This is a genomic window from Mesorhizobium sp. B2-7-2 (assembly GCF_006440775.1).
Lineage (GTDB): Bacteria > Pseudomonadota > Alphaproteobacteria > Rhizobiales > Rhizobiaceae > Mesorhizobium.
This window is the reverse complement of the sequence record NZ_VFTZ01000013.1, coordinates 12,632-34,191: the sequence shown is the minus strand read 5'-3', so window position 1 is coordinate 34,191 and position 21,560 is coordinate 12,632. Positions and strand designations below refer to the sequence as shown.

Annotated in this window: 21 protein-coding genes and 1 pseudogene; 8 read left to right on the top strand and 14 right to left on the bottom strand. The window is 65.5% G+C overall.

Annotated features, from left to right (window positions below; all coding sequences use genetic code 11):
• Positions 1 to 31: 31 nt before the first annotated feature.
• The 3 genes from FJ425_RS31580 to FJ425_RS18395 all read right to left on the bottom strand — a co-directional run bounded on the left by FJ425_RS31580 (position 32) and on the right by FJ425_RS18395 (position 1,886).
• A complete protein-coding gene (locus FJ425_RS31580; protein ID WP_181175963.1) occupies positions 32 to 196 on the bottom strand; it encodes a hypothetical protein in 165 nt (54 codons plus the stop codon).
• 80 nt (positions 197 to 276) lie between these two features.
• Positions 277 to 1,254, bottom strand: coding sequence for a threonine/serine dehydratase (locus FJ425_RS18400; protein WP_140725170.1), 978 nt, complete (start codon positions 1,252 to 1,254; stop codon positions 277 to 279).
• 308 nt (positions 1,255 to 1,562) lie between these two features.
• Complete coding sequence (locus FJ425_RS18395; RefSeq protein WP_095770189.1) at positions 1,563 to 1,886, bottom strand: hypothetical protein; 324 nt, start codon at positions 1,884 to 1,886, stop codon at positions 1,563 to 1,565.
• A gap of 176 nt (positions 1,887 to 2,062) precedes the next feature.
• Between FJ425_RS18395 and mbfA the strand changes: the two genes are divergently transcribed.
• Positions 2,063 to 3,046, top strand: coding sequence for an iron exporter MbfA (gene mbfA, locus FJ425_RS18390; protein WP_140545787.1), 984 nt, complete (start codon positions 2,063 to 2,065; stop codon positions 3,044 to 3,046).
• Positions 3,047 to 3,082: 36 nt separating this feature from the next.
• Here mbfA and FJ425_RS18385 read toward each other — a convergent pair whose 3' ends face one another.
• Entirely contained in the window at positions 3,083 to 3,427 is a 345-nt protein-coding gene (locus FJ425_RS18385) for an antibiotic biosynthesis monooxygenase (protein ID WP_140725167.1), read from the bottom strand.
• Entirely contained in the window at positions 3,424 to 3,792 is a 369-nt protein-coding gene (locus FJ425_RS18380; RefSeq protein WP_140633362.1) for an NIPSNAP family protein, read from the bottom strand. The genes FJ425_RS18385 and FJ425_RS18380 overlap by 4 nt, the downstream gene beginning before the upstream one ends.
• A gap of 168 nt (positions 3,793 to 3,960) precedes the next feature.
• On the opposite strand from FJ425_RS18380, the gene FJ425_RS18375 reads away from it, so the two are divergent.
• Complete coding sequence (locus FJ425_RS18375) at positions 3,961 to 4,635, top strand: winged helix-turn-helix domain-containing protein (RefSeq protein WP_140633365.1); 675 nt, start codon at positions 3,961 to 3,963, stop codon at positions 4,633 to 4,635.
• A gap of 235 nt (positions 4,636 to 4,870) precedes the next feature.
• Here the strand turns inward: FJ425_RS18375 and ligD are convergent, their stop codons facing one another.
• From ligD to FJ425_RS18360, 3 genes are all read right to left on the bottom strand, one after another.
• On the bottom strand, positions 4,871 to 7,372 hold the full coding sequence (gene ligD, locus FJ425_RS18370) for a DNA ligase D (protein ID WP_140633368.1): 2,502 nt from the start codon (positions 7,370 to 7,372) through the stop codon (positions 4,871 to 4,873).
• A gap of 12 nt (positions 7,373 to 7,384) precedes the next feature.
• Complete coding sequence (locus FJ425_RS18365) at positions 7,385 to 8,251, bottom strand: Ku protein (RefSeq protein WP_140633371.1); 867 nt, start codon at positions 8,249 to 8,251, stop codon at positions 7,385 to 7,387.
• Positions 8,252 to 8,332: 81 nt separating this feature from the next.
• Positions 8,333 to 8,839, bottom strand: coding sequence for a ferritin-like domain-containing protein (locus tag FJ425_RS18360; protein ID WP_140545781.1), 507 nt, complete (start codon positions 8,837 to 8,839; stop codon positions 8,333 to 8,335).
• 399 nt (positions 8,840 to 9,238) lie between these two features.
• Between FJ425_RS18360 and FJ425_RS18355 the strand changes: the two genes are divergently transcribed.
• The 4 genes and pseudogenes from FJ425_RS18355 to FJ425_RS18345 form a co-directional block, all read left to right on the top strand.
• Positions 9,239 to 9,385 carry a hypothetical protein gene (locus FJ425_RS18355; protein WP_140545780.1) on the top strand — a complete coding sequence of 49 codons (147 nt, stop codon included), beginning with the start codon at positions 9,239 to 9,241 and terminating at the stop codon, positions 9,383 to 9,385.
• A gap of 2 nt (positions 9,386 to 9,387) precedes the next feature.
• A complete protein-coding gene (locus FJ425_RS32350) occupies positions 9,388 to 9,513 on the top strand; it encodes a hypothetical protein (protein ID WP_281405778.1) in 126 nt (41 codons plus the stop codon).
• A gap of 68 nt (positions 9,514 to 9,581) precedes the next feature.
• Complete coding sequence (locus tag FJ425_RS18350) at positions 9,582 to 10,028, top strand: thiol-disulfide oxidoreductase DCC family protein (RefSeq protein ID WP_140633374.1); 447 nt, start codon at positions 9,582 to 9,584, stop codon at positions 10,026 to 10,028.
• A gap of 29 nt (positions 10,029 to 10,057) precedes the next feature.
• Positions 10,058 to 11,650, top strand: a pseudogene (locus tag FJ425_RS18345) (DUF4166 domain-containing protein); the annotation flags it as partial.
• A gap of 44 nt (positions 11,651 to 11,694) precedes the next feature.
• Here the strand turns inward: FJ425_RS18345 and FJ425_RS18340 are convergent.
• The 3 genes from FJ425_RS18340 to FJ425_RS18325 form a co-directional block, all read right to left on the bottom strand.
• Positions 11,695 to 12,072: a DUF1850 domain-containing protein gene (locus tag FJ425_RS18340; RefSeq protein WP_140633377.1), complete on the bottom strand. Its 378-nt coding sequence runs from the start codon at positions 12,070 to 12,072 to the stop codon at positions 11,695 to 11,697.
• Positions 12,069 to 14,195 (bottom strand): TRAP transporter permease, encoded by a 2,127-nt coding sequence (locus FJ425_RS18335; RefSeq protein ID WP_140725164.1) that lies wholly within the window; start codon positions 14,193 to 14,195, stop codon positions 12,069 to 12,071. The genes FJ425_RS18340 and FJ425_RS18335 overlap by 4 nt, the downstream gene beginning before the upstream one ends.
• Before the next feature lie 231 nt (positions 14,196 to 14,426).
• A complete protein-coding gene (locus FJ425_RS18325; RefSeq protein ID WP_140633382.1) occupies positions 14,427 to 15,386 on the bottom strand; it encodes a TAXI family TRAP transporter solute-binding subunit in 960 nt (319 codons plus the stop codon).
• A gap of 258 nt (positions 15,387 to 15,644) precedes the next feature.
• On the opposite strand from FJ425_RS18325, the gene FJ425_RS18320 reads away from it, so the two are divergent.
• Together FJ425_RS18320 and FJ425_RS18315 are read left to right on the top strand one after the other, a co-directional pair.
• Positions 15,645 to 16,013: a YciI family protein gene (locus FJ425_RS18320; RefSeq protein WP_140545776.1), complete on the top strand. Its 369-nt coding sequence runs from the start codon at positions 15,645 to 15,647 to the stop codon at positions 16,011 to 16,013.
• A gap of 10 nt (positions 16,014 to 16,023) precedes the next feature.
• Positions 16,024 to 17,271 (top strand): RNA polymerase sigma factor, encoded by a 1,248-nt coding sequence (locus FJ425_RS18315; RefSeq protein WP_140725384.1) that lies wholly within the window; start codon positions 16,024 to 16,026, stop codon positions 17,269 to 17,271.
• A gap of 656 nt (positions 17,272 to 17,927) precedes the next feature.
• Here FJ425_RS18315 and cysK read toward each other — a convergent pair.
• The 3 genes from cysK to FJ425_RS18300 form a co-directional block, all read right to left on the bottom strand.
• Positions 17,928 to 18,908, bottom strand: coding sequence for a cysteine synthase A (gene cysK, locus FJ425_RS18310; protein ID WP_140725158.1), 981 nt, complete (start codon positions 18,906 to 18,908; stop codon positions 17,928 to 17,930).
• A 188-nt stretch (positions 18,909 to 19,096) separates the two neighbouring features.
• Entirely contained in the window at positions 19,097 to 19,714 is a 618-nt protein-coding gene (locus FJ425_RS18305; protein WP_140686745.1) for a LysE family translocator, read from the bottom strand.
• Between the two features lie 466 nt (positions 19,715 to 20,180).
• Entirely contained in the window at positions 20,181 to 21,521 is a 1,341-nt protein-coding gene (locus tag FJ425_RS18300) for a sorbosone dehydrogenase family protein (protein WP_140725155.1), read from the bottom strand.
• Positions 21,522 to 21,560 lie beyond the last annotated feature (39 nt).

Genomic DNA, 21,560 nt, shown 5'->3' with positions numbered 1-21,560 from the left:
ACGCAGGGCAGGTCGACACGATTGGCCAAGATCAGTTGCGGCTGGTCATGCGCTCGCAGATGGCGCCGCCGATCGCAGGCAACAGGCCAAAGAGCAACAATTGGGCGGTTCCACCGATGCCAAACGCTCCGGCAAGCAGAAACGCAACCAGCAGCCCGAATGCCCCGCCCAAGGCAAATGGCAGGTAACCTAGCAACAGCTTCTCCGGCAGTGACCAACTGATGGAAAACGTAACGTGATCGACGCTAAAGGCAAGTGTCCCGCTACGAAGGGTCTCTATGCCGCCGCCATGATCCCGGCATAGGTGCCGAGATCGACATTGCCGCCGGACAGCACCACGGCGACGCATTTGCCGGCGACGTCGATCTCGCCGGATGAGAGCGCGGCAAACGCGACGCAGCCGCCGGGCTCGACGACAAGCTTGAGATGAGCCATGGCGTCGCGCATCGCCTGGGCGGCCGCCTTGTCGGAGACGGCGATGGCGCCGGCGAGATTCCGGCGGTTGATCTCGAAGGTGATGGCGCCGGGTTCGGCGGTGAGCAGCGCATCGCAGATCGAAGCGTGTCCGGGTTCGTTCGAAACCCGCTCGCCCTTGGCCAGCGAGCGGCGCGTGTCGTCGAAATGTTCGGGCTCGACCGCCCAGATGGCGGTTTGCGGCGAGGCGTCCTTGACGGCGACGGAGATGCCGCTCGACAGGCCGCCGCCGCCGCAAGGGACGACGACGGCGTCGAGCGCCACGCCAAGCGCTTTCGCCTGCTTGATCACTTCCAGGCCGATCGTGCCCTGGCCGGCGATGATGGCCGGATCGTCGAAGGGCGGCACCAGCACCATGCCCTTTTCGATATAGGGGCGAACGACCGTCATGCGGTCGTCCTTGAAGCGGTCGAACGGCACCACTTCGGCGCCCATCTTGCGGACATTGCCGACTTTCAGCGCCGGCGCGTCGGCCGGCATGGCGATCACCGCCTTGACGCCGAACATGGCGGCCGATGCCGCCACGCCTTGCGCGTGGTTGCCGGAGGAGAAGGCGACGACGCCCCGGCCGCGCTCTTCCTCGCTCAGGCTAGACAGCTTGTTGTAGGCACCGCGGATCTTGAAGGAGCCGGTGCGCTGCAGCGTCTCGGGCTTGAATAGGATGCGGCCGCCATAGCGCTTGTTGAGCTCGGGCGATTCGATCAGCGGCGTTTCGACGATCAGGCCGGAAAGCCGCTCGGCGGCGGCGCGGATGTCGGAGATGCCGGGCAGGGTGAGCATGATGGGCCTCGCGGGATAAGCCCGGTCATGGTGCACGCAAACCGAGGCGTCGCGCCAACGAAAAAATGTGATGGAGACAAGGTTAGTTTGGCAGCTTGGGGAGTTGGCGTTCCGTCGCGCCCCCTCTGTCCTACCGGACATCTCCGCCACGTGGGGGGAGATCAGACGTCACGCCGGCTTTCGCCAATCTCCTAGGTCGCAAAATTGGGCGGGGCGCCGAAACAGCTAATCTCCCACCTCGTGGGGGAGATGGCCGGCAGGCCAGAGGGGGGCGCTGTCCCGCCGACATTGCGCCTGCCGGCAACCCCTCACCCCAGCAGCGTCTTCGTCCTTTTGCTGCCGCCCAGCTTGCGCCAGGAATTGAAGCGGTGGGTGGCGGCGGCGAAGGATATCTTCATCTGCTGGGAGACGGTGTAGCGCGACTTGCCTTCGTCGAACATGCGGTAGCAGCACTCCGCGCCTTCCTCGGTCAGCTTGCCGTCCGGCGTCTTGTTGTGCGGGTTTGCCGGGTCGAATTTATCGAGCTGTTCCTCGACAAGACCCTTCAGGCGCTGCAGGTCGGCCTCGATGCTGGCGATGAGATCGAGAACCGGCTTGGCGTCAAATGCGTGTGGGGGCTTCTTGTCCGTCATGCCGGGCGTCCTTCAATTTCGGTGGTGATCAGCTATATAGGCAAACATTCGGCAATAATGAAGGGTTTGGCCTCGCGGGATCAGCATTCGCGCGCCCGCAGCCCGCGCCGTTGGCAATTGACCTTCGACTGCCAAGATCATAGTTTAGAACAATTCTAAACTAGAGTGATCCCATCATGCTTTCCCGTGTTTTCGGCTTCGGCCGCCGTTCCTTCGATTCGCTTTCGGAGCAGGAGATCCTGGCGCTGGCGATCTCTTCCGAGGAGGATGACGGACGCATCTACCGCGCTTACGCCGATGGCCTAGCGCAGGACTTTCCGCAATCGGCAAAAGTGTTCGAGGCGATGGCCGAGGAAGAGGACGGCCATCGCGATTCGCTCATCGAGCTTCACCGCAAGCGCTTCGGCGAGCGCATCCCGCTGATCCGGCGCGAGCATGTGAAAGGCTATTTCGAGCGCAAGCCCGACTGGCTGGTGAAGCCGCTCGGCATCGAGCATGTGCGGCGGCAGGCCGAGGAAATGGAGCGGCAGGCCTATCGCTTCTACGTCGAGGCGGCCAAGCGCACCACCGACGCCTCGACGCGCAAGCTGCTCAACGACCTCGCTGCGGCCGAGCAGGGCCATGAGAGCTCGGCGCATGAATTGGAGCAGGAGCATGTGCCGGGCACGGTCAAGGAGGAGGAGGCGACGGCCGAGCAGCGCCAGTTCATCCTCACCTATGTGCAGCCGGGGCTGGCCGGGCTGATGGACGGCTCGGTGTCGACGCTGGCGCCGATCTTCGCCGCGGCGTTCGCCACGCACGACACCTGGCAGACGCTCCTGGTCGGCCTCGCCGCCTCGATCGGCGCCGGCATCTCGATGGGTTTCACCGAGGTCGCCTCCGACGACGGTAAGCTGTCGGGGCGCGGCTCACCGCTCAAGCGAGGGTTGACGGTCGGCCTGATGACTTCGCTGGGCGGCCTCGGCCACGCGCTGCCCTATCTGATCCCGCATTTCTGGACGGCCACCGCCGTGGCGGCGGTGGTGGTGTTCTTCGAGCTCTGGGCGATCGCTTTCGTGCAGAACCGCTACATGCAGACCCCGTTCTGGCGCGCCGCCTTCCAGGTGGTGCTGGGCGGCGCGCTGGTGTTCGGGGCGGGCGTGCTGATCGGCAATGCGTAGCTCTTTACCTTCTCCCACAAGGGGAGAAGGGAGAGCCTACCCATTCACCTCGCGGCTATCTTGCGGCGCCTCGGCCCTTTCCTTCATCCCGTAGTCGCGCACGACATGGGCAATGCGCAGACGGTAGCCGGCGAAGATTCCGCCGCGCCCCGCCTTTTGCGCCTGCCGGTGCTCCTCGGTGTTGCGCCAGGCTTTCACCGCTTCCTCGTCGCGCCAGAAAGACAGCGACAGCACCCGCTTCGGATCGGTCAGGCTCTGGAAGCGCTCGACCGAGATGAAGCCGTCGATGCTCTCGAGCAGCGGCTTAAGCTCGGCGGCGATGCCGAGATAGGCATCGCGCTTGCCTTCCGCCGGCTCCACCTCGAAGATGACAGCGATCATGCCTCTATCCCTTCCTTGACCGTCACGTCGGTCCTGAAGATCTGCCGCGGACCATGCGGCCCGGACACCAGCTTCAGGAAGAGGCGATCTTCCTTCAAGATGAATTTCTCGCGCCGCGCGAACTCGTAATTTGCCTTGCCCGCCGGGTCGGCGGCAAGCCGCGCGCGGTAGGCCTCGTAGGCCGCGAGGCTCTCGATGTTGTAGGCGGCGTAAGCGGTGGTGGCCGAGCCTTCATGCGGGGCGTAATAGCCGATCAGGTCGGCGCCGCAGCGCGGAATGGCCTGGCCCCAGGCCCGCGCATATTGCTCGAAGGCCGCCTTGCCGAACGGGTCGATCTCGTAGCGGATAAAGCAGGTGATGGTCATGTCGGTCTCCTCGTCCGTTGGTTTTTGACGACGACGGTTCGATCGCGGTCGAAACATCGTCTCCGTCATCGTGCTAGGCATTCTCCTGTCAGGAGTGTTTGCCGCGCTGCTTGAGCCGACCGCAGAATAGTGCTTCCCTGACAAGAATGCTTCGACGAGGATCGAACCATGCGTGAAGGACCCGACATCGCCCGCATCGCCAGCCTGGTCGGCGACCCGGCCCGCGCCAACATGCTGAACGCCCTGATGGGCGGCACCGCGCTGACGGCGTCGGAACTGGCGCTGGAAGCCGGCGTGTCGCTGCCCACCGCTTCCTCGCATCTGTCGAAGCTGATGGATGGCGGCCTGCTGACTTTGGCCAGCCAGGGCCGGCACCGCTATTACGGTCTCGCCGGGGCGCAGGTTGCCGGCATGATCGAGGCGATCATCGGCGTCGCCGAAGCGGTCGGCCCGAAGCGCGTGCGGCCGGGACCGCGCGACGCGGCCATGCGCGTGGCGCGGGTCTGCTACGATCACCTGGCCGGCGAGCAGGCGGTGGCGATGCTCGACCGGCTGCTCGACAGGAAGCTTTTGCTGCGCGACGACAACCAGATCAGGCTCTCGCCATCCGGCGCCTCGCATTTTTCCGCGCTCGGCATCGAGACCGCTGCCAAGGCGCGGCGGCCGGTTTGCCGCGCCTGCCTCGACTGGAGCGTGCGGCGATCGCACCTCGCCGGCACGCTGGGTGCGGCCATCCTCGACAAGATCATCGCCGAGAAATGGGCGAGGCGCGAAAAGGACAGCCGCGCCGTGGCGTTCTCGCCGAAGGGCCGGCAGGAATTCGAGAGGGTGTTCCTGGCGTAGTTCTGCGCAAGCGATACGCTCGCAATATCGGCGCGAGGCGCTCCCCTCTGCCCTGCCGGGCATCTCCCCCTCTAGGCCCTCTAGGGGGGAGATCAGCAGTTCTGGCGCTCCGCTATTCCTGCAAGGTTGGAGATTGGCGAAACCGGCTGAGCGATCAATCTCCCCCTAGGGGGAGATGGCCGGCAGGCCAGAGGGGGGCGCGAAGGATCACGACGTGGGCTTCTTCCGCACAGGCTCACCCCCTTTTCAGTGGCTTCCCCAGCTTGAAGAACTCCTTCCACGGATCGGCCTTCTTCAGCTCGTTCAGCGTCGTCTTATCGCCAAGCGGGAAGGCATTCGGCGCGAGCCCCTTCTTTATCTCCGGCCAGGTCGCCGGCATCGACACTGTCGCGCCCTTCTTGGCGCGCGAGGAATAGGGCGCGACCGTGGTCGAGCCCCTGCCGTTGCGAAGATAGTCGACGAAGATCTTGCCGGTGCGCGCCTTCTTCGACAACGTCGCCGTGTAGCGGTCGGGCGCGGCCTGCTCGAGCGCGCGGGCGAAATCATGCGCGAAATCCTTGACCTCGTCCCACTCCGCCGACGGCTTCAGCGGCACCAGCACGTGGTAGCCCTTGCCGCCCGAGGTCTTGACCAGGTTCGGCAGCGACAGCTCGTCGAGCTGCTTGTGGATGTCGAGCGCCGCCTCGCGCACGCGGCCGACATCGACGCCTTCGTCCGGATCGAGATCGAAGATGATCTGGTCCGGCTTTTCCAGCTCGTCGATCGTCGAGCCCCAGATATGGACCTCGACCACGCCGTACTGGACAAGCGCGGCCAGCCCGTCGAAATCCTTGATGAACAGTATCTCCTCGCCGTCGGTCGGATCCTTCATCCTGGCGATCTTGTCGCTCATGCCGGGCGAGGCGTGTTTTTGGAAGAAGCGCTGGCCGTGGATGCCGTCCGGCGCCCGCACCAGGCTCAGCGGCCGGTTGACGACGAATTCTGCCATGCGCGGCCAGACCAGCGCGTAGTGATCGAGCAGGTCCCGCTTGGAAACCTTTTCGTCGGGCCATAGCAGCTTGTCGGGATGCGAGAGCTTGATCGAGGTCTTCGCCGTTCCGGCCGAGGGTTTCGGCGCGGTCTCTGTACCCGGCTTCGCCCCGGTTTCGACCTTCTTCGGCTGTTCCTGCACGACTTCCTCCGCCGGTTTGTCCTCGCGCAACCCCTGGAACGAGGCGTGGCGGATTATACGGTCGGAAGTCCAGCTGCGGAACTCCACTTCGCCGACAAGTTCCGGCTTGACGAAGGTGAGGCCCTTGCCCTTGGGCACGGCGCCCGAGAACGGCGAGGCCGTCGCCTTGAGGCCGTCGAGCTTCTTCTTCAAATCGGTCATCACCTTGCCGGAAAAGCCGGTGCCGACACGGCCGGCATAGTGCAGCTTGCCGCCTTCGTTGAACCCGACCAGCAGCGAGCGCAGGCCGCGCCCGGTCTTGTCCGAGGGCAGATAGCCGCCGATGACGAATTCCTGGCGCAGCGTGCATTTGGATTTGATCCAGGAGAGCCCCCGCCCGCTGCGGTAGGGCGCGTCGGCGCGTTTCGACACCACGCCTTCCAGGCCCATGCGGCAGACATGCTGCAGCATGACCTTGCCCGGCTCGTGGAAATGGTCGCTGAAGCGCAGCGCCGAATGTTCGGGCTGCTGGCCCAGCAGCTCTGCCAGGGCCTGCTTGCGTTCGACCAAAGGTTCGCGGCGCAGGTCCTTGCCGTCGAGCCGCATCAGGTCGAAGACATAGTAGACGAAGCGGTCGGCGCGGCGGGCCGACAGATCCGCCTGCAGCAAGGGGAAGGACGACACGCCGCTGTCGGCCAAAACCACGATCTCGCCGTCGATGATGGCGTCGCGGCATTTCAGCCTGGCAAGCGCGCCGGTGACCGGACCATCGAATTTGTCCGTCCAGTCGAGACCGGCGCGGGTGAGCAGCCTGACCTCGCTGCCGGCGATCTGCGCCTGCATGCGGTAGCCGTCGAATTTGACTTCGTGAAGCCAGTCCTCGCCGGCGGGCGCATCCTTTTCCAGCGTCGCGAGCTGCGGCTCGATGAATTCGAGACGCTTGCTAGGCCCGGCCTTGGTCTTGGCGGCAGCCGGCCTGTTGGATTGCCAGACTTTCGGCTTCTCGCCCCTGGCGGCCTTGCCTTCGCCCACCTCCTCGATAGTCAGGCCCGACTTCACCGATTTCGGTTTCTCCTCGAGAACGTCCTTGCCGGGCCGGGCGGCGGCATCGTCGGATTTGATCAGCAGCCAGTTGTCGCGCGTCTCGCCCGGGCGGGGCCGCAGCCTGACCAGATGCCAGCGGCCGTTGAGCTTGTGGCCCTCGAGCTCGAAGTCGATATGGCCCTTCTTGATGCCCTTGGCCGGATCGCCATCCGGCGTCCACTTGCCTTCGTCCCAGACGATGACCGAGCCGCCGCCATATTGGCCCTTCGGAATGGTGCCTTCGAAGGACGCGTAGTCGATCGGGTGATCCTCGACATGCACGGCCAGCCGCTTCTCGTGCGGATCGAGGCTCGGGCCGCGCGTCACCGCCCAGCTCCACAAGACGCCGTCATGCTCAAGCCGGAAATCATAGTGGAGCCGCGTGGCGGCATGCTTCTGGACGACGAAGATGCCGCCGCCTTGCTTTTGCCTGCCGACCTTGCCGGCCGGCTCGGCGGTCTTCTTGAAATCGCGCTTGGCGTGATACTGCTCGAGGCCGGCCATGCCGCCACCCTCCTATGCGGATTTGCGTTTTGGCGCGGCCTTGCTCTTGCTTTTCCCGGCCGCCGCTTTCGCTGTGGCCTTGCCGGCTTTGCCGCCGCCGCCTTCCGCGTTCAGGCTCTTCTTCAACGCATCGAACAGGTTGACCACGTTGGACGGCTTTGGCTGCGCCTTGGCCTTGGGCGCCGTCTTGCCCGCCTTCTTGGCGCGGATCAGCTCGAGCAGCGCCTCCTCGTAGCGGTCGTCGAATTTCGACGGGTCGAACTTCGTCTTCTTGCCGTCGATGATGTGCTGGGCCAAGTCGATCATCTCCTTGTCGGTCTTCGCCGCTGCGATGTCCTCGAACACCGTCGCCGGCCGGCGCACCGTGTCGTCGTAGCGCAAGGTGGTCAGCACCATGCCCTTGCCGAGCGGCTCGATCGCCACCGGGCGCTCGCGCCGATAAAGCACGATGCGCGCAAGCCCTGCCATCTTCCTGGCCGCCATCGCGTCGCGGATGACGGCGAAGGCTTCTTGCGACACCTCGTCCGCCGGGGAAACATAGTAGGGCGTGTCGAGGTAGATCTGCTCGATCGAGGATTTCTCGACGAAGCCGTCGAGGCTCATCGTGTGCGAGGATTCGATCTGCACCGCCTCGATCTCGTCCTCCTCGATATGGACGAAGTCGCCGTCGCTCACCTCATAGCCCTTGATCTCGTCGCCCTCCTCAAGCGGCTTGCCGGTGCCCGCATCGACATAGATGCGCTTGACGGTGTTGCCGGTCTTGCGGTTGAGGATGCGGAAAGCGACCTTCTCGGCATGGGTCACGACGTTGGTGAGCTCGATGGCGCATGTGACCAGCGACAGTTTGAGATAGCCCTTCCAAGCCGGGCGTGGTGCCATTGCGAACTCCTGCGCGATGCGGTTTCAATCGCAACGGACAGGGGTTCGCTTGGGTTCCGGGAGGGCTGGCCACGCAGCCTGCTATTCGGCGGCCTGCAGGTTGACCTTGCTCTCGGCGATCTCGGTGAGCTTGCGGTCCGTCGCCTCTTCTTCCTTGAGGTTCTTGGCCAGCACGTTGGCGCAGTCGCTGCGGCCGAGCTGCCTGGCCCAGGCGATCAGCGTGCCGTAGCGCGTTATCTCATAGTGCTCGACGGCCTGGGCGGAGGCGATCAGCGCGGCGTCCAGAACCTCCTTGTCGTCGACATCGCCGCTGACTTCGTCGGCCTCCGCGAGGATGCCGTCGATGGCCGGGCAATTGACGGTCTTGGCCTTGACGCCGTGCAACTCGAACACTTGCTCGACCCGCTCGATGTGGCCCTTGGTCTGCGCGAGATGCTTCTCGAAGCCGGCCTTCAATTGCGGATCGGTCGCCTTGTCGATCATCTTCGGCAGCGATTTCTCGATCTGCTTCTCGGCATAATAGATGTCGCGCAGCGTGTGGATGAAGAGGTCGTCCAGCGTCTTGATGTCTTTCGAAAAGAAGCCCATGGCGGTTGCCTTTCCATGTTTCGCATTGTCGGGAAGTTGCGCGGCAGGGCAGCCGTCAACTTGGCCGGGTTCGCCCCGGCCTTGCGGGGTCAACGTCCTCTTCCGGGGCAGGTTCCTGCCCGCCCAGGCGCGCGAAAGGAAATTCCCCTGCCACTGGCCGAACGTGAAACAGATGCGCGCGCAAGCGACATCGGAACGAAACATATGTGATGCAAAAGTCACACGAGCCGGAAACGCGACGAAAGGCACCGAAAGACCGCGAATCAGCCGCAATCCAGCCACGAAGCAACGTGTTTCGGACCAGAAATTAACATCACGTTCACGGACTATTCACGCCTCAACGCTATGCTCTCGAACAATTCGGACGGGACATCCGAAAGCGGACAGGGACCAGGTAAAATGAACTTCTGGAATCACATCGCCGGCTACGCCGCCGCCATTCGCGAATTCGTCGCGCCGACCTATCGGCCGGAGCGCTATTACATGCGCGGCCCAGGCCCGGCCTGCGCGCGCCGCGGCAACTCGCTGGGCGTCGGCGCGAACTGATCATGACCCGCGAACGTGCCCGCCACGGCCGCATCTGCAGGCCGGCCGCCGACCAGCGCGCCACCACCTATCGCGCCGAGCGCCTTGTGCTCGCCGCCAACTGGCGTGCGACAACGCCGCGACTTTGACGCCGCCGCCGGCTGGCTTAGTGTCTCCCCTAGGTTAGTGTCCAGGGTCACAAGCAGCCGGGGCCGCCATGACCGACCTGCCCGAACGTCCCACCTTGCCGCGCCAGGCCTATGACGCCCGCCAGCCGCTGATCGTCTTCGACGGCGTTTGCGTGTTCTGCTCGGGCTTTGTCCAGCTCATCCTCAAGCTCGACCGGAAACAACGTTTCCGCTTTGCTACGGCGCAGTCGCCGCTCGGCGAGGCGCTGTTTCGCGAGCACGGCCTGCCGACCGACGACTACGACAGCAACCTCGCCATCATCGAGGGCGCGGCCTTCACGAAGCTCGACAGCTTCGTCGCGGTCATGGCCGCGCTCGGCTGGCCATGGCGCGCCGCGAAGGCGCTGCTCATCCTGCCGCGGCCGCTGCGCGACTGGCTCTACGACCGCGTTGCCAAGAACCGCTACGCGCTGTTCGGCCGGAAAGACAGTTGCGCGATACCTTCGGCCGAGTTGCGGGAGCGATTGATCGGCTGACGGCGGTTACGGAGGCTTGGGGGCAAGGCATGAAGCTTCTCATCGTCGGCGGCTACGGCACCTTCGGCGGACGCATCGTCCAATTGCTGGAGAACCAGCCGCGCCTCGAGCTCATCGTCGCCGGCCGGTCGCTCGCCAGGGCCGAGGCTTACTGCAAAGGCCGGGGCGCGACCAAGGCCAGGCTCGTGCCGGCGGCATTCGACCGCGGCGGCGACCTTGGCGTGCAACTCGCCGGCATGTTTTCCGACATCGTCGTCGACGCCAGCGGTCCGTTCCAGGCCTATGGCGAGGGGCGCTACCGGCTGGTCGAAGCCTGTATCGGTGCGCGTACCCATTATCTCGATCTTGCCGACGGTTCGGACTTCGTCGCCGGGGTATCCACTTTCGACGCGGCGGCCAAGGCAGCCGGCGTGATGGTGCTCTCCGGCGTGTCGAGCTTTCCGGTGCTGACGGCGGCGGTCGTGCGGCGCCTTTCGGCCGGCATGGCGCGTGTAGACGGCATCCGCGGCGGCATCGCGCCGTCGCCCTTCGCCGGCGTCGGCGAGAACGTCATCCGCGCCATTGCAAGCTATGCCGGCCGGCCGGTGCGGCTTTTGCGCGACGGCAGGCAGACCGAAGGCTACCCGCTCACCGAGCAGATGCGCTATACGATCGCGCCGCCCGGGCGCGTGCCGGTGAGAAACACGCTGTTATCGCTGGTCGACGTGCCGGATTTGCGCGCGCTGCAGGCATTGTGGCCGGAAGCGAAGACGATCTGGATGGGCGCCGGCCCGGTACCCGAGGTGCTGCACCGGGCGCTGATCGGCCTTGCCTGGCTGGTCCGCGCCGGCTTGGTGCGGTCGCTGTCGCCGCTGGCGCCGCTGATGCATTGGGCGACCAACCGGCTGTCTTGGGGCGAGCATCGCGGCGGCATGTTCGTCGAGGTCGATGGCGTGGACGCAGAGGGCAGACCAAACAAACGATCCTGGCACCTGTTGGCCGAGGGCGATGACGGGCCGCTGATCCCGTCCATGGCGATCGAGGCGATCGTCCGCAAGGCGCTCGACGGCCGCATGCCCGGGCCGGGCGCGCGGGCGGCGGTGCGAGACGTCGAGCTGGATGATTATGAGGCGCTCTTTGCCGGCAAGACAATCCACACCGGCGTCAGGGACGACACCGGCCAGGGGAAGGCGCTCTATCCCGGCCTGCTCGGCGATGCCTGGACGAGGCTACCGGCTGAAGTCCGTGCGATGCATGAGGGAGCGGCGATGGCGGATGGACGCGCCAGCATCGAACGCGGCGGCGGCATGCTTAGCCGGCTTGCTGCGCGCATGGCCGGCTTCCCGCCTGGCGCGGCCGATGTCCCCGTCAAGGTGCGTTTCGTTACCGACGGGCAAGGCGAGACCTGGACGCGGACTTTCGCAAAGCATGGTTTTTCGAGCCGGCAGTTCGCGGGGCGTGGCGGCTCGGAGCGGCTGCTTTGCGAGCGTTTCGGCCCGCTCGTCTTCGCCATGGCGCTGGTTCCCGGCGAGAACCGCCTGTCGCTCGTGCTGCGCCGCTGGAGTTTTCTCGGCCTGCCATTGCCGATGTGGCTTTGCCCGCGCTCGAACGCATATGAAACCGTCGAGGACGGCCGCTTCCGCTTCCATGTCGAGATATCGCATCCGGCGACTGGGCTGATCGTGCGCTACCGCGGCTGGCTCGAACCGTCGCACGGTTCGAGCACGGTGGGTTCGTCGGCCGTCTCGCCCAGTTCGCGGCAGCCGGCGGCCGTGCACAGCGTCCAACCCTTCCCGGTGGCGCCGGACGCTGCGAGCACCAGGCGCGGTTGGGGTCCGATCCGTGGCGCATAGACCCACCAGCCGCTGCGCAGCACCGAGCCCTCCGGCGGCTCCATGCCGGCGCCGGAGCCCTTGACCCGCGCCTCGACGACCTGCAGCCCGGCCGGCGACACTTTCCAATCCTCCTGCCAGCGCGTCCGTTCCACCGAATGCGTCCAAGACAGCGTGAAGGCGGCGACGGCAAGCGTCACCGTCTTGCCGGCGGCGAGGACACACAGGCTCATGTGGTCCCGGCCGTGGACAGCCGGCGGGCGCGCCACCAGTGCCAGCCGATCCAGACCAGCGCCAGCGCCCAGCCGGTCTCGTCGGTGAGCGGCAATGCGGCCACCAGCAGCAGGCCGGCGCAGAACGCGACGAGACGCTCCCACCAGGCCACGCGGCGGGCGAGGAAGCCGACGGCGGCGGCGCCCCAGAGCACGATGCCCATGCAGGCTTTGACGACGATATAGCCGACCTCGACGGGATAGCCGAACGACGCCGCGATCGGGCCGGCGTCCTGCAGCATCAGGGCCGGCGTGTAGACGGCCATGAACGGCACGACGAAGCCGGCAATGGCGAGCTTGGTCGCCTGGATGCCGATCTTGAGGCCGCTTTCCTTGGCCATCGGTGCTGCGGCAAAGGCGGCGAGCGCCACTGGCGGGGTCAGGTCCGCCATGATGCCGAAATAGAAGACGAACATGTGGCTGACCACCAGCGGCACGCCCAGCGACAGCAGCGCCGGGCCGGCAAGCGAGGAGGTGATGATGTAGTTCGGGATGGTCGGAATGCCCATGCCGAGAACCAGGCAGGTGAGCATCGTCAACACCAGCGACAGGAATAGATTGTTCTGGCCGATCGAGATGATCCAGCCGATGAAGGTGGAGGCGATGCCGGTGAGCGTCAGCGTGCCGATGACGATGCCGACGATGGCGCAGGCGATGCCGACGGGCAGGGCATTCCTCGCTCCTTCGGCGAGCGAATCGACGCAAATGCGCAGCGTCTCGCGCCCGCCCTTGAAGGCGAAGCAGGCAATGACGAGCGCTGCGATGACGAGGCTCAGCACATTGACGCCGAAGCGCATGAAGGATGCCGCCGCAAGACCGAGCGCCAGCCAGAAAACGAGGCGAAAGGCGAACGGCCCGATCAAGGCTGCCAGCGGCGTGCCGAGGATGAGCACGACGGTCAGCGCGAGGCCCATCGTGCCGGCGAAGACCGGCGTGTAGCCGGCAAAGAGCAGATAGACCAGCACCGCGAGCGGCAGCACAAGCGGCCAGTGCTTCCTGACCGCTTCCCAGGGATTGGGCAGCTCCGCCTTGGCCATGCCGTGCAGCCCGGCCTTGCCGGCTTCCAGATGCACCTGCCAGAAGCAGGCGCCGAAATAGAGCAGCGCCGGGATGATCGCCGCCTTGACCACCTCGGCGTAAGGGATGTTCAGCGTCTCGGCCATGATGAAGGCGACGGCTCCCATCACCGGCGGCATGATCTGGCCGCCCATCGAGGAGGTCGCCTCGACCGCGCCGGCGAAGGCGGAGCGGAAACCGAAGCGCTTCATCAGCGGGATGGTGAACTGGCCGCTGGCGACGACATTGGCGACGCCCGAACCGGAGATGGTGCCCATCAGCGCCGAGGACAGTACGCAGACCTGGGCCGGGCCGCCGCGCCACGAGCCGACGAGGCCGAGCGCGAAATCGTTGAACAGCGCGATCATGCCCGCCCGTTCGAGGAAGGCGGCAAAGACGACGAAGATGAAGATGTAGGCCGCCGAAACATAGACCGGCGTGCCGTATATGCCTTCGGTGCCATAGGCGAAGGTGTCGACAAGCTGCGCGAAATCATAGCCGCGATGGATGAAGGGCGGCGGCAAATGATTGCCGACGAAGCAATAGGCGAGAAAGATGAACGCGATGACCGCCAGCGGCAGGCCCATCAGCCGCCGCGCCGCCTCGAAGACCAGCACCACCAGCAGCGTGCCGACGATCAGGTCCGGCGTGGTGAGGAAGCCGGAGCGGCGGATGAGGTCGGCATAGAAGACCCAGTTGTAGAGGCCGGTCGCGAATCCCAGCACGCCAAGCGTCCAGAACACTGCTTTCGCCGCGGCGCTCCTGGCACGCAGATTGGCGATCAGGCCGAAACCGAGCAGCAGCAGGAAGCCGACATGCATGGCGCGCACCACCTGGCTGGGCAGGCTGCCATAGGCGGCGATGTAGATCTGGAAGACGGAAAAGGCGACCGCAATCAGGAAGGCCGCCTTGCCGGCGAGGCCTTCGCCAAAACCGGGCGGCAGGCCTTCGACTTGTTCCTCGGCTGTGGGAAGATGGAACGTGGGCGGGTTGCCGTCGCTTGTTGTTGCGGGCTTGGCTTCGCTCATCCGACGGGCTCCAAGACGAAAGAATGGCAGTGCGAGGCACCCCCCTCTGCCCTGCCGGGCATCTCCCCCGCAAGGGGGGAGATCGGAAGCGTCAATGGCGGCGCTCTTCCTGCTACATCGGCGATTGGCGAAGCGCGTGGCGACAGCCAATCTCCCCCCTTGCGGGGGAGATGGCCGGCAGGCCAGAGGGGGGTGCCTGGCGAAGACATCTCCGTTAGCCGCGCCACCTTTTTATTTCAGCAGCCCTTTTTCCCTGTAATATTTCTCCGCGCCGGGATGCAGCGCCACTGGCATGCCGTCCAACGCCTTGGCCGGATCGATCGCCTTGGCGGCGGCATGGGCGGCCACCAGCTGGTCGAGATGCTCGAACAGCAGCTTGGTCATCTGGTAGGCGGTCTCGTCGGAGACGTCGGCGCGGGTAATCAGGAAATTGCCGACCGCGGCGGTCGCGACATCCTGCGTCTGGCCTTCATAGGTGCCTTTCGGGATAACCACGGAAAGATAGGGCGCGCCGATCTTGGCGACGTCCTCGGCCGGCACGGCGACGACGTTGATGGGAACCGAGGTGGCGAGGTCGCGGATGGAGGCGACGCCGAGGCCCGCCGACTGCAAGGTGGCGTCGAGCTGGCGGTTCTTGATCAGCTCGACCGACTCGGCGAAGGGCAGGTATTCGACCCGTCCGAGATCCTCGTATTTGAGACCGGCGGCGGCGAAGATGGCGCGCGCGTTGAGCTCGGTGCCGGAGGCGGGCGCGCCGACCGACAGGCTCTTGCCCTTGAGGTCGGCGAGCGTCTTGATGCCGGATTCCTGGCTGGCGACGATCTGGATGTAATTGGGATAGATCGCGGCAATGCCGCGCAGCTTGTCGAGCTTGCCCGGGAAGCCGGCCTCCGTGTTGCCTTCGGCGGCCATCTTGACCGAATCGCCGAGCGCAAAGGCGATCTCGCCCTTGCCCTGCTGCAGCAGGTTGAGGTTCTCGACCGAAGCCTTGGTCGCCTGAACCTGGGTGCGGGCGCCTTCGATGCCCTTGCCGTAAATCTCGGACAGAGCGACCCCGAGCGGATAGTAGACGCCCGACGTGCCGCCGGTGAGCACATTGATGAATTCCTGCGCCCCGGCCGACACGGCGCCAAGGCCGAGCGACAAGGCCAGCGCGCCGGCGGCAATAGACTTGGTCCTGAAATTGAACATCGCGATTTCCTCCCTGAAATGCCGGCCCGCAATCCGCCCCTCCTGGCGAGCCCGCGACGAGTTTAGACGGCGGAAGGCAAATGCCAACCCGCAATTGCGTGCGTTAGACCAATGGTTGAGCGATGGCGAAAGGCGACGGCTTGCGCTTGATGGCTTTGGGGGCGAAAGATTTTCAAGACGCCTGTCGAAATCGGTCGATGCCGCACGACATAGGTCGGCACGCGACGATGCGGCCTTCAAGAAAACGGGAGAACATCCATGCGTTACATGCTTTTGATCTACAATGACGAGGCCGCGATGGCGAACGTGCCGAAGGAGCAGACCCAGCAGGTGCTCGCGGCCTATGGCGCCTATACCGAGGCGCTGAAGAAATCTGGCGCGTACATCGCCGGCGAGCGGCTGCGCCCGACGCAGGCGGCCACCGCGGTGCGGATGGCGAACGGCAAGACCAACGTGCTCGACGGCCCCTATGCCGACACCAAGGAGCAACTGGCCGGCTTCTATATGATCGAGGCGGCCGACATCGACACGGCCATCGAATGGGCCGCGCGCTGCCCCGCGTCCAGCACCGGCACAGTCGAGCTGCGGCCGATCTGGGAAATGGCCGAATACGTAGCCGCCGCATAGCGACCCCATGATGCATGATCGCTCGCAGATCGCTCGGGCGGCCGCCGAAGCGGCCGCCCGGCGCAGCTACGGCAAGCTGGTCGCCTGGCTGGCGGCGCGCACGCGCGACGTCGCCGGTGCCGAGGACGCGCTGGCCGATGCCTTCGCCGCCGCGCTCGAACGCTGGCCGCGAACCGGCGTGCCGGCGCAGCCCGAAGCCTGGCTGCTCGCCGTGGCGCGGCGGCGCGACGTGGACGCCGTGCGGCGTCGTCTGACTGGCGAGGCGGCGCGCGATCATCTGCAGCTGATCGCCGAGGAGATGGAGGCGCGCGTGCGCGGCGAAGACCTGCCCGACGACCGGCTGCGGCTGATGTTCGCCTGCGCCCATCCGGCGATCGAGGCCAGCGTGCGCGCGCCGCTGATCCTGCAGACGATCCTCGGTTTCGACGCCGCGACGATCGCCTCGGCCTTCCTGGTTTCGCTGGCGACGATGGGCCAGCGGCTGGTGCGGGCCAAGGCGCGCATCCGCGAGACCGGGATTCCATTTCGCGTGCCGGAGCAGGCGGAGCTGGGCGAGCGGCTGGGCGCGGTGCTGGAGGCGATCTACGCCACCTTCGCCGAAGGCTGGTCGGATCCGACCGGCACCGACAGCCGGCGGCGCAATCTCGCCGCCGAAGGGATCTGGCTCGGACGGCTGGTCGCCTCGCTGATGCCGGACGAGCCGGAGGCGCTCGGCTTGCTGGCGCTGATGCTGTTCGCCGAGGCGCGCCGCTCGGCAAGGCGCGACCCGCAGGGCGACTTCGTGCCTTTAGCCGAGCAGGACATCGCGCTCTGGGACGACAGCCTGATCGACGAGGCGGAAGCCTTGCTGGTGCGCGCCGCGCAAAGGGGCATCATCGGCCGCTACCAGCTGGAGGCCGCCGTGCAGTCCGCCCATACGGCACGCCGGCGCGGCAGCGGCACCGACTGGGCGGCGATCCGCCAGCTGTATGACGCGCTGCAGGCCGTGGCCGGCTCGCCCGTGGTGGCGATCAACCGCGCGGTGGCGATCGCCGAAACCGAGGGCGCTACGGCCGGCCTGGCGGCGCTTTACGTGCTGGGCGACGACAAGCGGCTGCAGGACTACCAGCCCTATTGGGCCGCCCGCGCCGGGCTGTTGGCGAGACTCGGCAACACCAAGCAGGCGGCGGAATCCTATGACCGGGCGATCGGCCTCGAGCGCGACGCCGCGCTGCGGCGTTTCCTGCAGGGCGAGAAGGCGAAGCTTTTCGGGAACTAGTGGCACTGCACAGGGATTTTGACCGGTCGGCTCTGTTTGCGTTGGTGGCATGCGTGGAGATTGCCGAAACGCCATCGCGATCGTCATTCCAGGGCGGAGCAGGAGCGAAGCTCCGTCGCGAAGACCCTGGAATCCATGCCGTTGCCTTCGCCAAGGAATGCAACGGAGCAAAATTCTGCACCGAAGCGGCGCTTCCAAGTCACGGAATGGATTCTATGGTCTGCGCGCGTCGCTGCGCTCCTTGCTCCGCCATAGAATGACGAGGTTGGGGCGGCTTCAACCAATCCCCGGCGGTTTGTGCTGGTTTCACGGAAATGAACGGAAAATCTTGCACCAAGACAAACGGCAACCTTTCAAAATCCCTGTGTCGGAGAACTAGAGCAATTGCTGGAATAGCCTAATTCTTCCAGTTCCGTGAAATCGGCGCGAACGCTGGGGATTGTCCGAAGCCTCCCAGCCTCGTCATTCCAGGGCGGAGCAGCCGCGAAGCGGCGTCGCGGAGACCCTCGAATCCTGTGACCTGATCGAAGAACGCAACAGGGCACAATCTGCACCGTAGCAGCGCTCGGAAGTCGCGGAATGGATCCTCGGGTCTGCGCGCGTCGCTACGCTCCTTGCTCCGCCCGTGGATGACGACCGTGGGGGCGTTGAAGCGCCTAAGCCCCCAGCCCGTCGAACAGGATGGTCGAGAGATAGCGCTCGGCGAAGGAGGGGATGACGACGACGAGGGTCTTGCCCTTGTTCTCCGGCCGCGAGCCGACGACGATTGCCGCCTGGAGTGCTGCGCCCGACGAGATGCCGACCGGCACGCCCTCGAGACGGGCGACGAGGCGGGCATTGGCGACCGAATCCTCGTTCGAGACCCTGACGACCTCGTCATAGATCGAGGTATCGAGGATTTTCGGCGCGAAGCCGGCGCCGATGCCCTGGATCTTGTGGGGGCCGGGCTGGCCGCCCGACAGAACCGGCGAGGCTTCCGGCTCGACCGCCACGACGTGCAGCGAAGGCTTGCGCTTCTTCAGCACCTGGCCGACGCCGGTGATGGTGCCGCCGGTGCCGATGCCGGCGACGAAGATGTCGACCTCGCCATTGGTGTCGTTCCAGATTTCCTCGGCCGTGGTGCGGCGGTGGATTTCGGGATTGGCCGAGTTCTCGAACTGCTGCGGAATGATGGCGTTGGGCAGTGTGGCGGCGAGCTCGTCGGCCTTGGCGATCGCGCCTTTCATGCCTTTCGGGCCTTCGGTCAGCACCAGCTCGGCGCCGAGCAGCGCCAGCATCTTGCGGCGCTCGACCGACATCGTCTCCGGCATGGTGAGGATCAGCTTGTAGCCCTTGGCGGCGGCGGCGAAGGCGAGCGCGATGCCGGTGTTGCCGGAAGTCGGCTCGATCAGCGTGGTCTTGCCGGGCGAAATCTTGCCGGCTTCCTCCAGCGCCTCGATCATGGCGACGCCGATGCGGTCCTTGACGGAGGCGATCGGGTTGAAGAATTCGAGCTTGGCCAGAAGATTGGCGACGATGCCCTTCTCCTTGGCGAACTTGTCCAGCCTGACCAGCGGCGTGTCGCCAATCGTCTCCGTGATTGAGTTGAAGACGCGGCCGCGGCCGGGCACGCGCGCGGAGGTGACGGGCTTGTTCATTGGTTTCGCTCCCAAGGCAATGGCACAGGCAGACAGAATAAGGCTTTCAGCCGCGCAAGATAGGCTGAGGCTGGAAAATATCCGAGTGGGGCGGTTGCTCAAAAGCGCCCGCGGCCGGAAATGCATTTTCCGCCACGCCGGGTTTCAGGAATAGTTTGGCCGAATCCGGGATCGGTTGAGATCGGAACCTATTGACGCGCCGCTATAGCGGCAGCCGCCCCCATCATGAAGCCGGCGGCGGTGCGGTTCAGCACTTTCAGCGCGCGCGGCGATTTCAGGAACCAGCGCGCCTTGGCGGCCAAAGCCAGATAAGGCACCAGCACCACGAACAGAACCGCCACGGTGAGCATCGCAAGGATGGCGTAGTCGGCAAGCGTGATGGTCTTGAGGTCGACGATGGTCGGCGTGATGGCGAGATAGAAGATCATCGTCTTGGGATTGCCGAGCGTCACCGTCAGCCCGGCGATGAAGCTCGACACCAGCCCGCCCTTGGCCTTCCGCGCCTCGATGTTTTCAGGCGTGATGCCGCTGGTCCAGAAGCGCCAGGCAAGAAAGGCGAGATAGGCAACGCCGGCCCATTTGATGGCGAGGAAGACCATGCCGAAGGTCTGCGCGACGAAGGCGAGCCCGAGCACCACGGCGGTGAGATAGGTGAGGTCGCCGAGCATCAGCCCGAACGCCATGGCAAGCGAGGACCGAAAGCCGGAGCCGAGCGCGCGGGCGACAAGCGCCGTAACGCCGGGGCCCGGAATGGCGGCGGCAACGCCGAGCGCAGCGCTGTAAGCGAGGAATCCGGTGAGTGTCATTGGTTCTGGCCTAGCGCATGATTCCCCGAAGGGATCGATGAGGAGCGGGGCTTTTATCATGACGCCCGGCCACTGGTAATTCCCTCGCGGCGGGATTCGTTGCGCCAGCTCGACGGAGTGCGCGTTCCCTTGTTGGCAGTCCGTACACTTTGGAGATTGGCCGAAACGGCCCGGCCTCGTCATCCACGGGCGGAGCAAGGAGCGAAGCGACGCGCGCAGACCCGAGGATCCATTCCGTGACCTCGAAGCGTAGCAACGGTGCAGAATTCTGCTCCGCTGCGTTCTATGATCAGGGTCACGGAATGGATTCCAGGGTCTCCGCGACGCCGCTGCTACGCCCTGGAATGACGAGGTTGGGGAGGCTTCCGCTAGTTGCCAACGTTTGCGCCGATTTCCCATAGAAATGAACGGGTAAAGCCTTGTCCATCGACAAACGGCACCTTCTAAAAACCCCTATGTCGAACAGCTACCCACCATACGTAACACGCCAGATCGTGCCATTGCCGTCCTCGGTGAGGATCAGCGCGCCGTCCTTGGCGACAGCGACGCCGACCGGCCGGCCCCAGACCGCGTCGTCGGATATGACGAAGCCGGTGGCGAAGTCCTCGTATTCGCCGGTCGGCTTGCCGTCCTTGAGCCTCAGCCGCACCACCTTGTAGCCGGTGCGGACATTGCGGTTCCACGAGCCGTGCAGCGTGACGAAGGCGTCACCCTTAAAATCGGCCGGGAAGTTGGCGCCATCATAGAAGGCGATGTTGAGCGGCGCCGAATGCGCCTGCATAAGCACATCCGGAACCGTGACCTTGCCGGCGAGATCAGGGCGCGCGCCCTCGTGGCGCGGGTCCTCATTGTCGCCGATATAATACCAGGGCCAGCCATAGAAGGCGCCGTCCTTCACGGCGGTGGCAAATTCGAACGGGGTGTTGTCGCCAAGCTCGTCGCGCTCGTTGACCACGCACCAGAGCGCGCCCGTCGCCGGCTGCACGGTCATGCCGGAGCAATTACGCAGGCCGGTGGCGACCGCCCTGCGGTTGTTGCCGTCGGGGTCGAAGGCCAGCACGTCGGCGCGGCCCTGTTCCGGACCCCAGGCCTCGCCGAGCGGCTGCGATTTCGCCCACGCCTCGACACCGCCCTTCGGCTTCGCGCCCATGTCCTCGGCGATGTTGGAGCCGGAGCCGACCGACAGATAGAGCGTCTTGCCGTCGGGCGAGAAGGCGATGTCGCGCGTCCAGTGATGGCTGGCGGGGACTTTGGCGACGACGGTTTCCGGCTTGCCCGACGCTTCCAGGTCACCGTCGCGATAGGGAAAGCGGACGACGCTGTTGCTGTTGGCGACATAGACCCATTGCGGCTTGTCGCCCGGTGGATAAAAGGCGATGCCGTAGGGCCGGGTCAGGCCCTTGGCGAAGATCGATTTCTGCGCGGGCTTGGCGCTGCCTTCCGCGAGGCGATAGACGCGCACCTGGTTCGCCCGGCTGTCGGCAACGAAGAGGTCGCCGTTCGGCGCCACCCGCACGACGCGCGGACTGTCGATGCCCGACGCGACGAGCTCGGCGGAAAAGCCAGGCGGAAGCTTCGGCTTCGCATCCTCGGGGCGCTCGGTGACGCCGCCGCCGTTGGATGCGGACTCCGTCATATCGGGTTTCGGCAAATCCTCAGGTTTCAGCTGCCGGCGCACGCCTGGACGGTCGGCCTTCCAGTCGCCGAAGGCTTTCTCGCCGCTGAGCAAGGGCTGATCGGCCTGCTGCGCAAAGGCAGCCGTGGCAAAAACCAGCGCGAGGCCCGCAAGGCCGACGATCCGCATCATGGCTGCTCTCCGTCGTCTGTCAACATGTCCTGTCTCCGG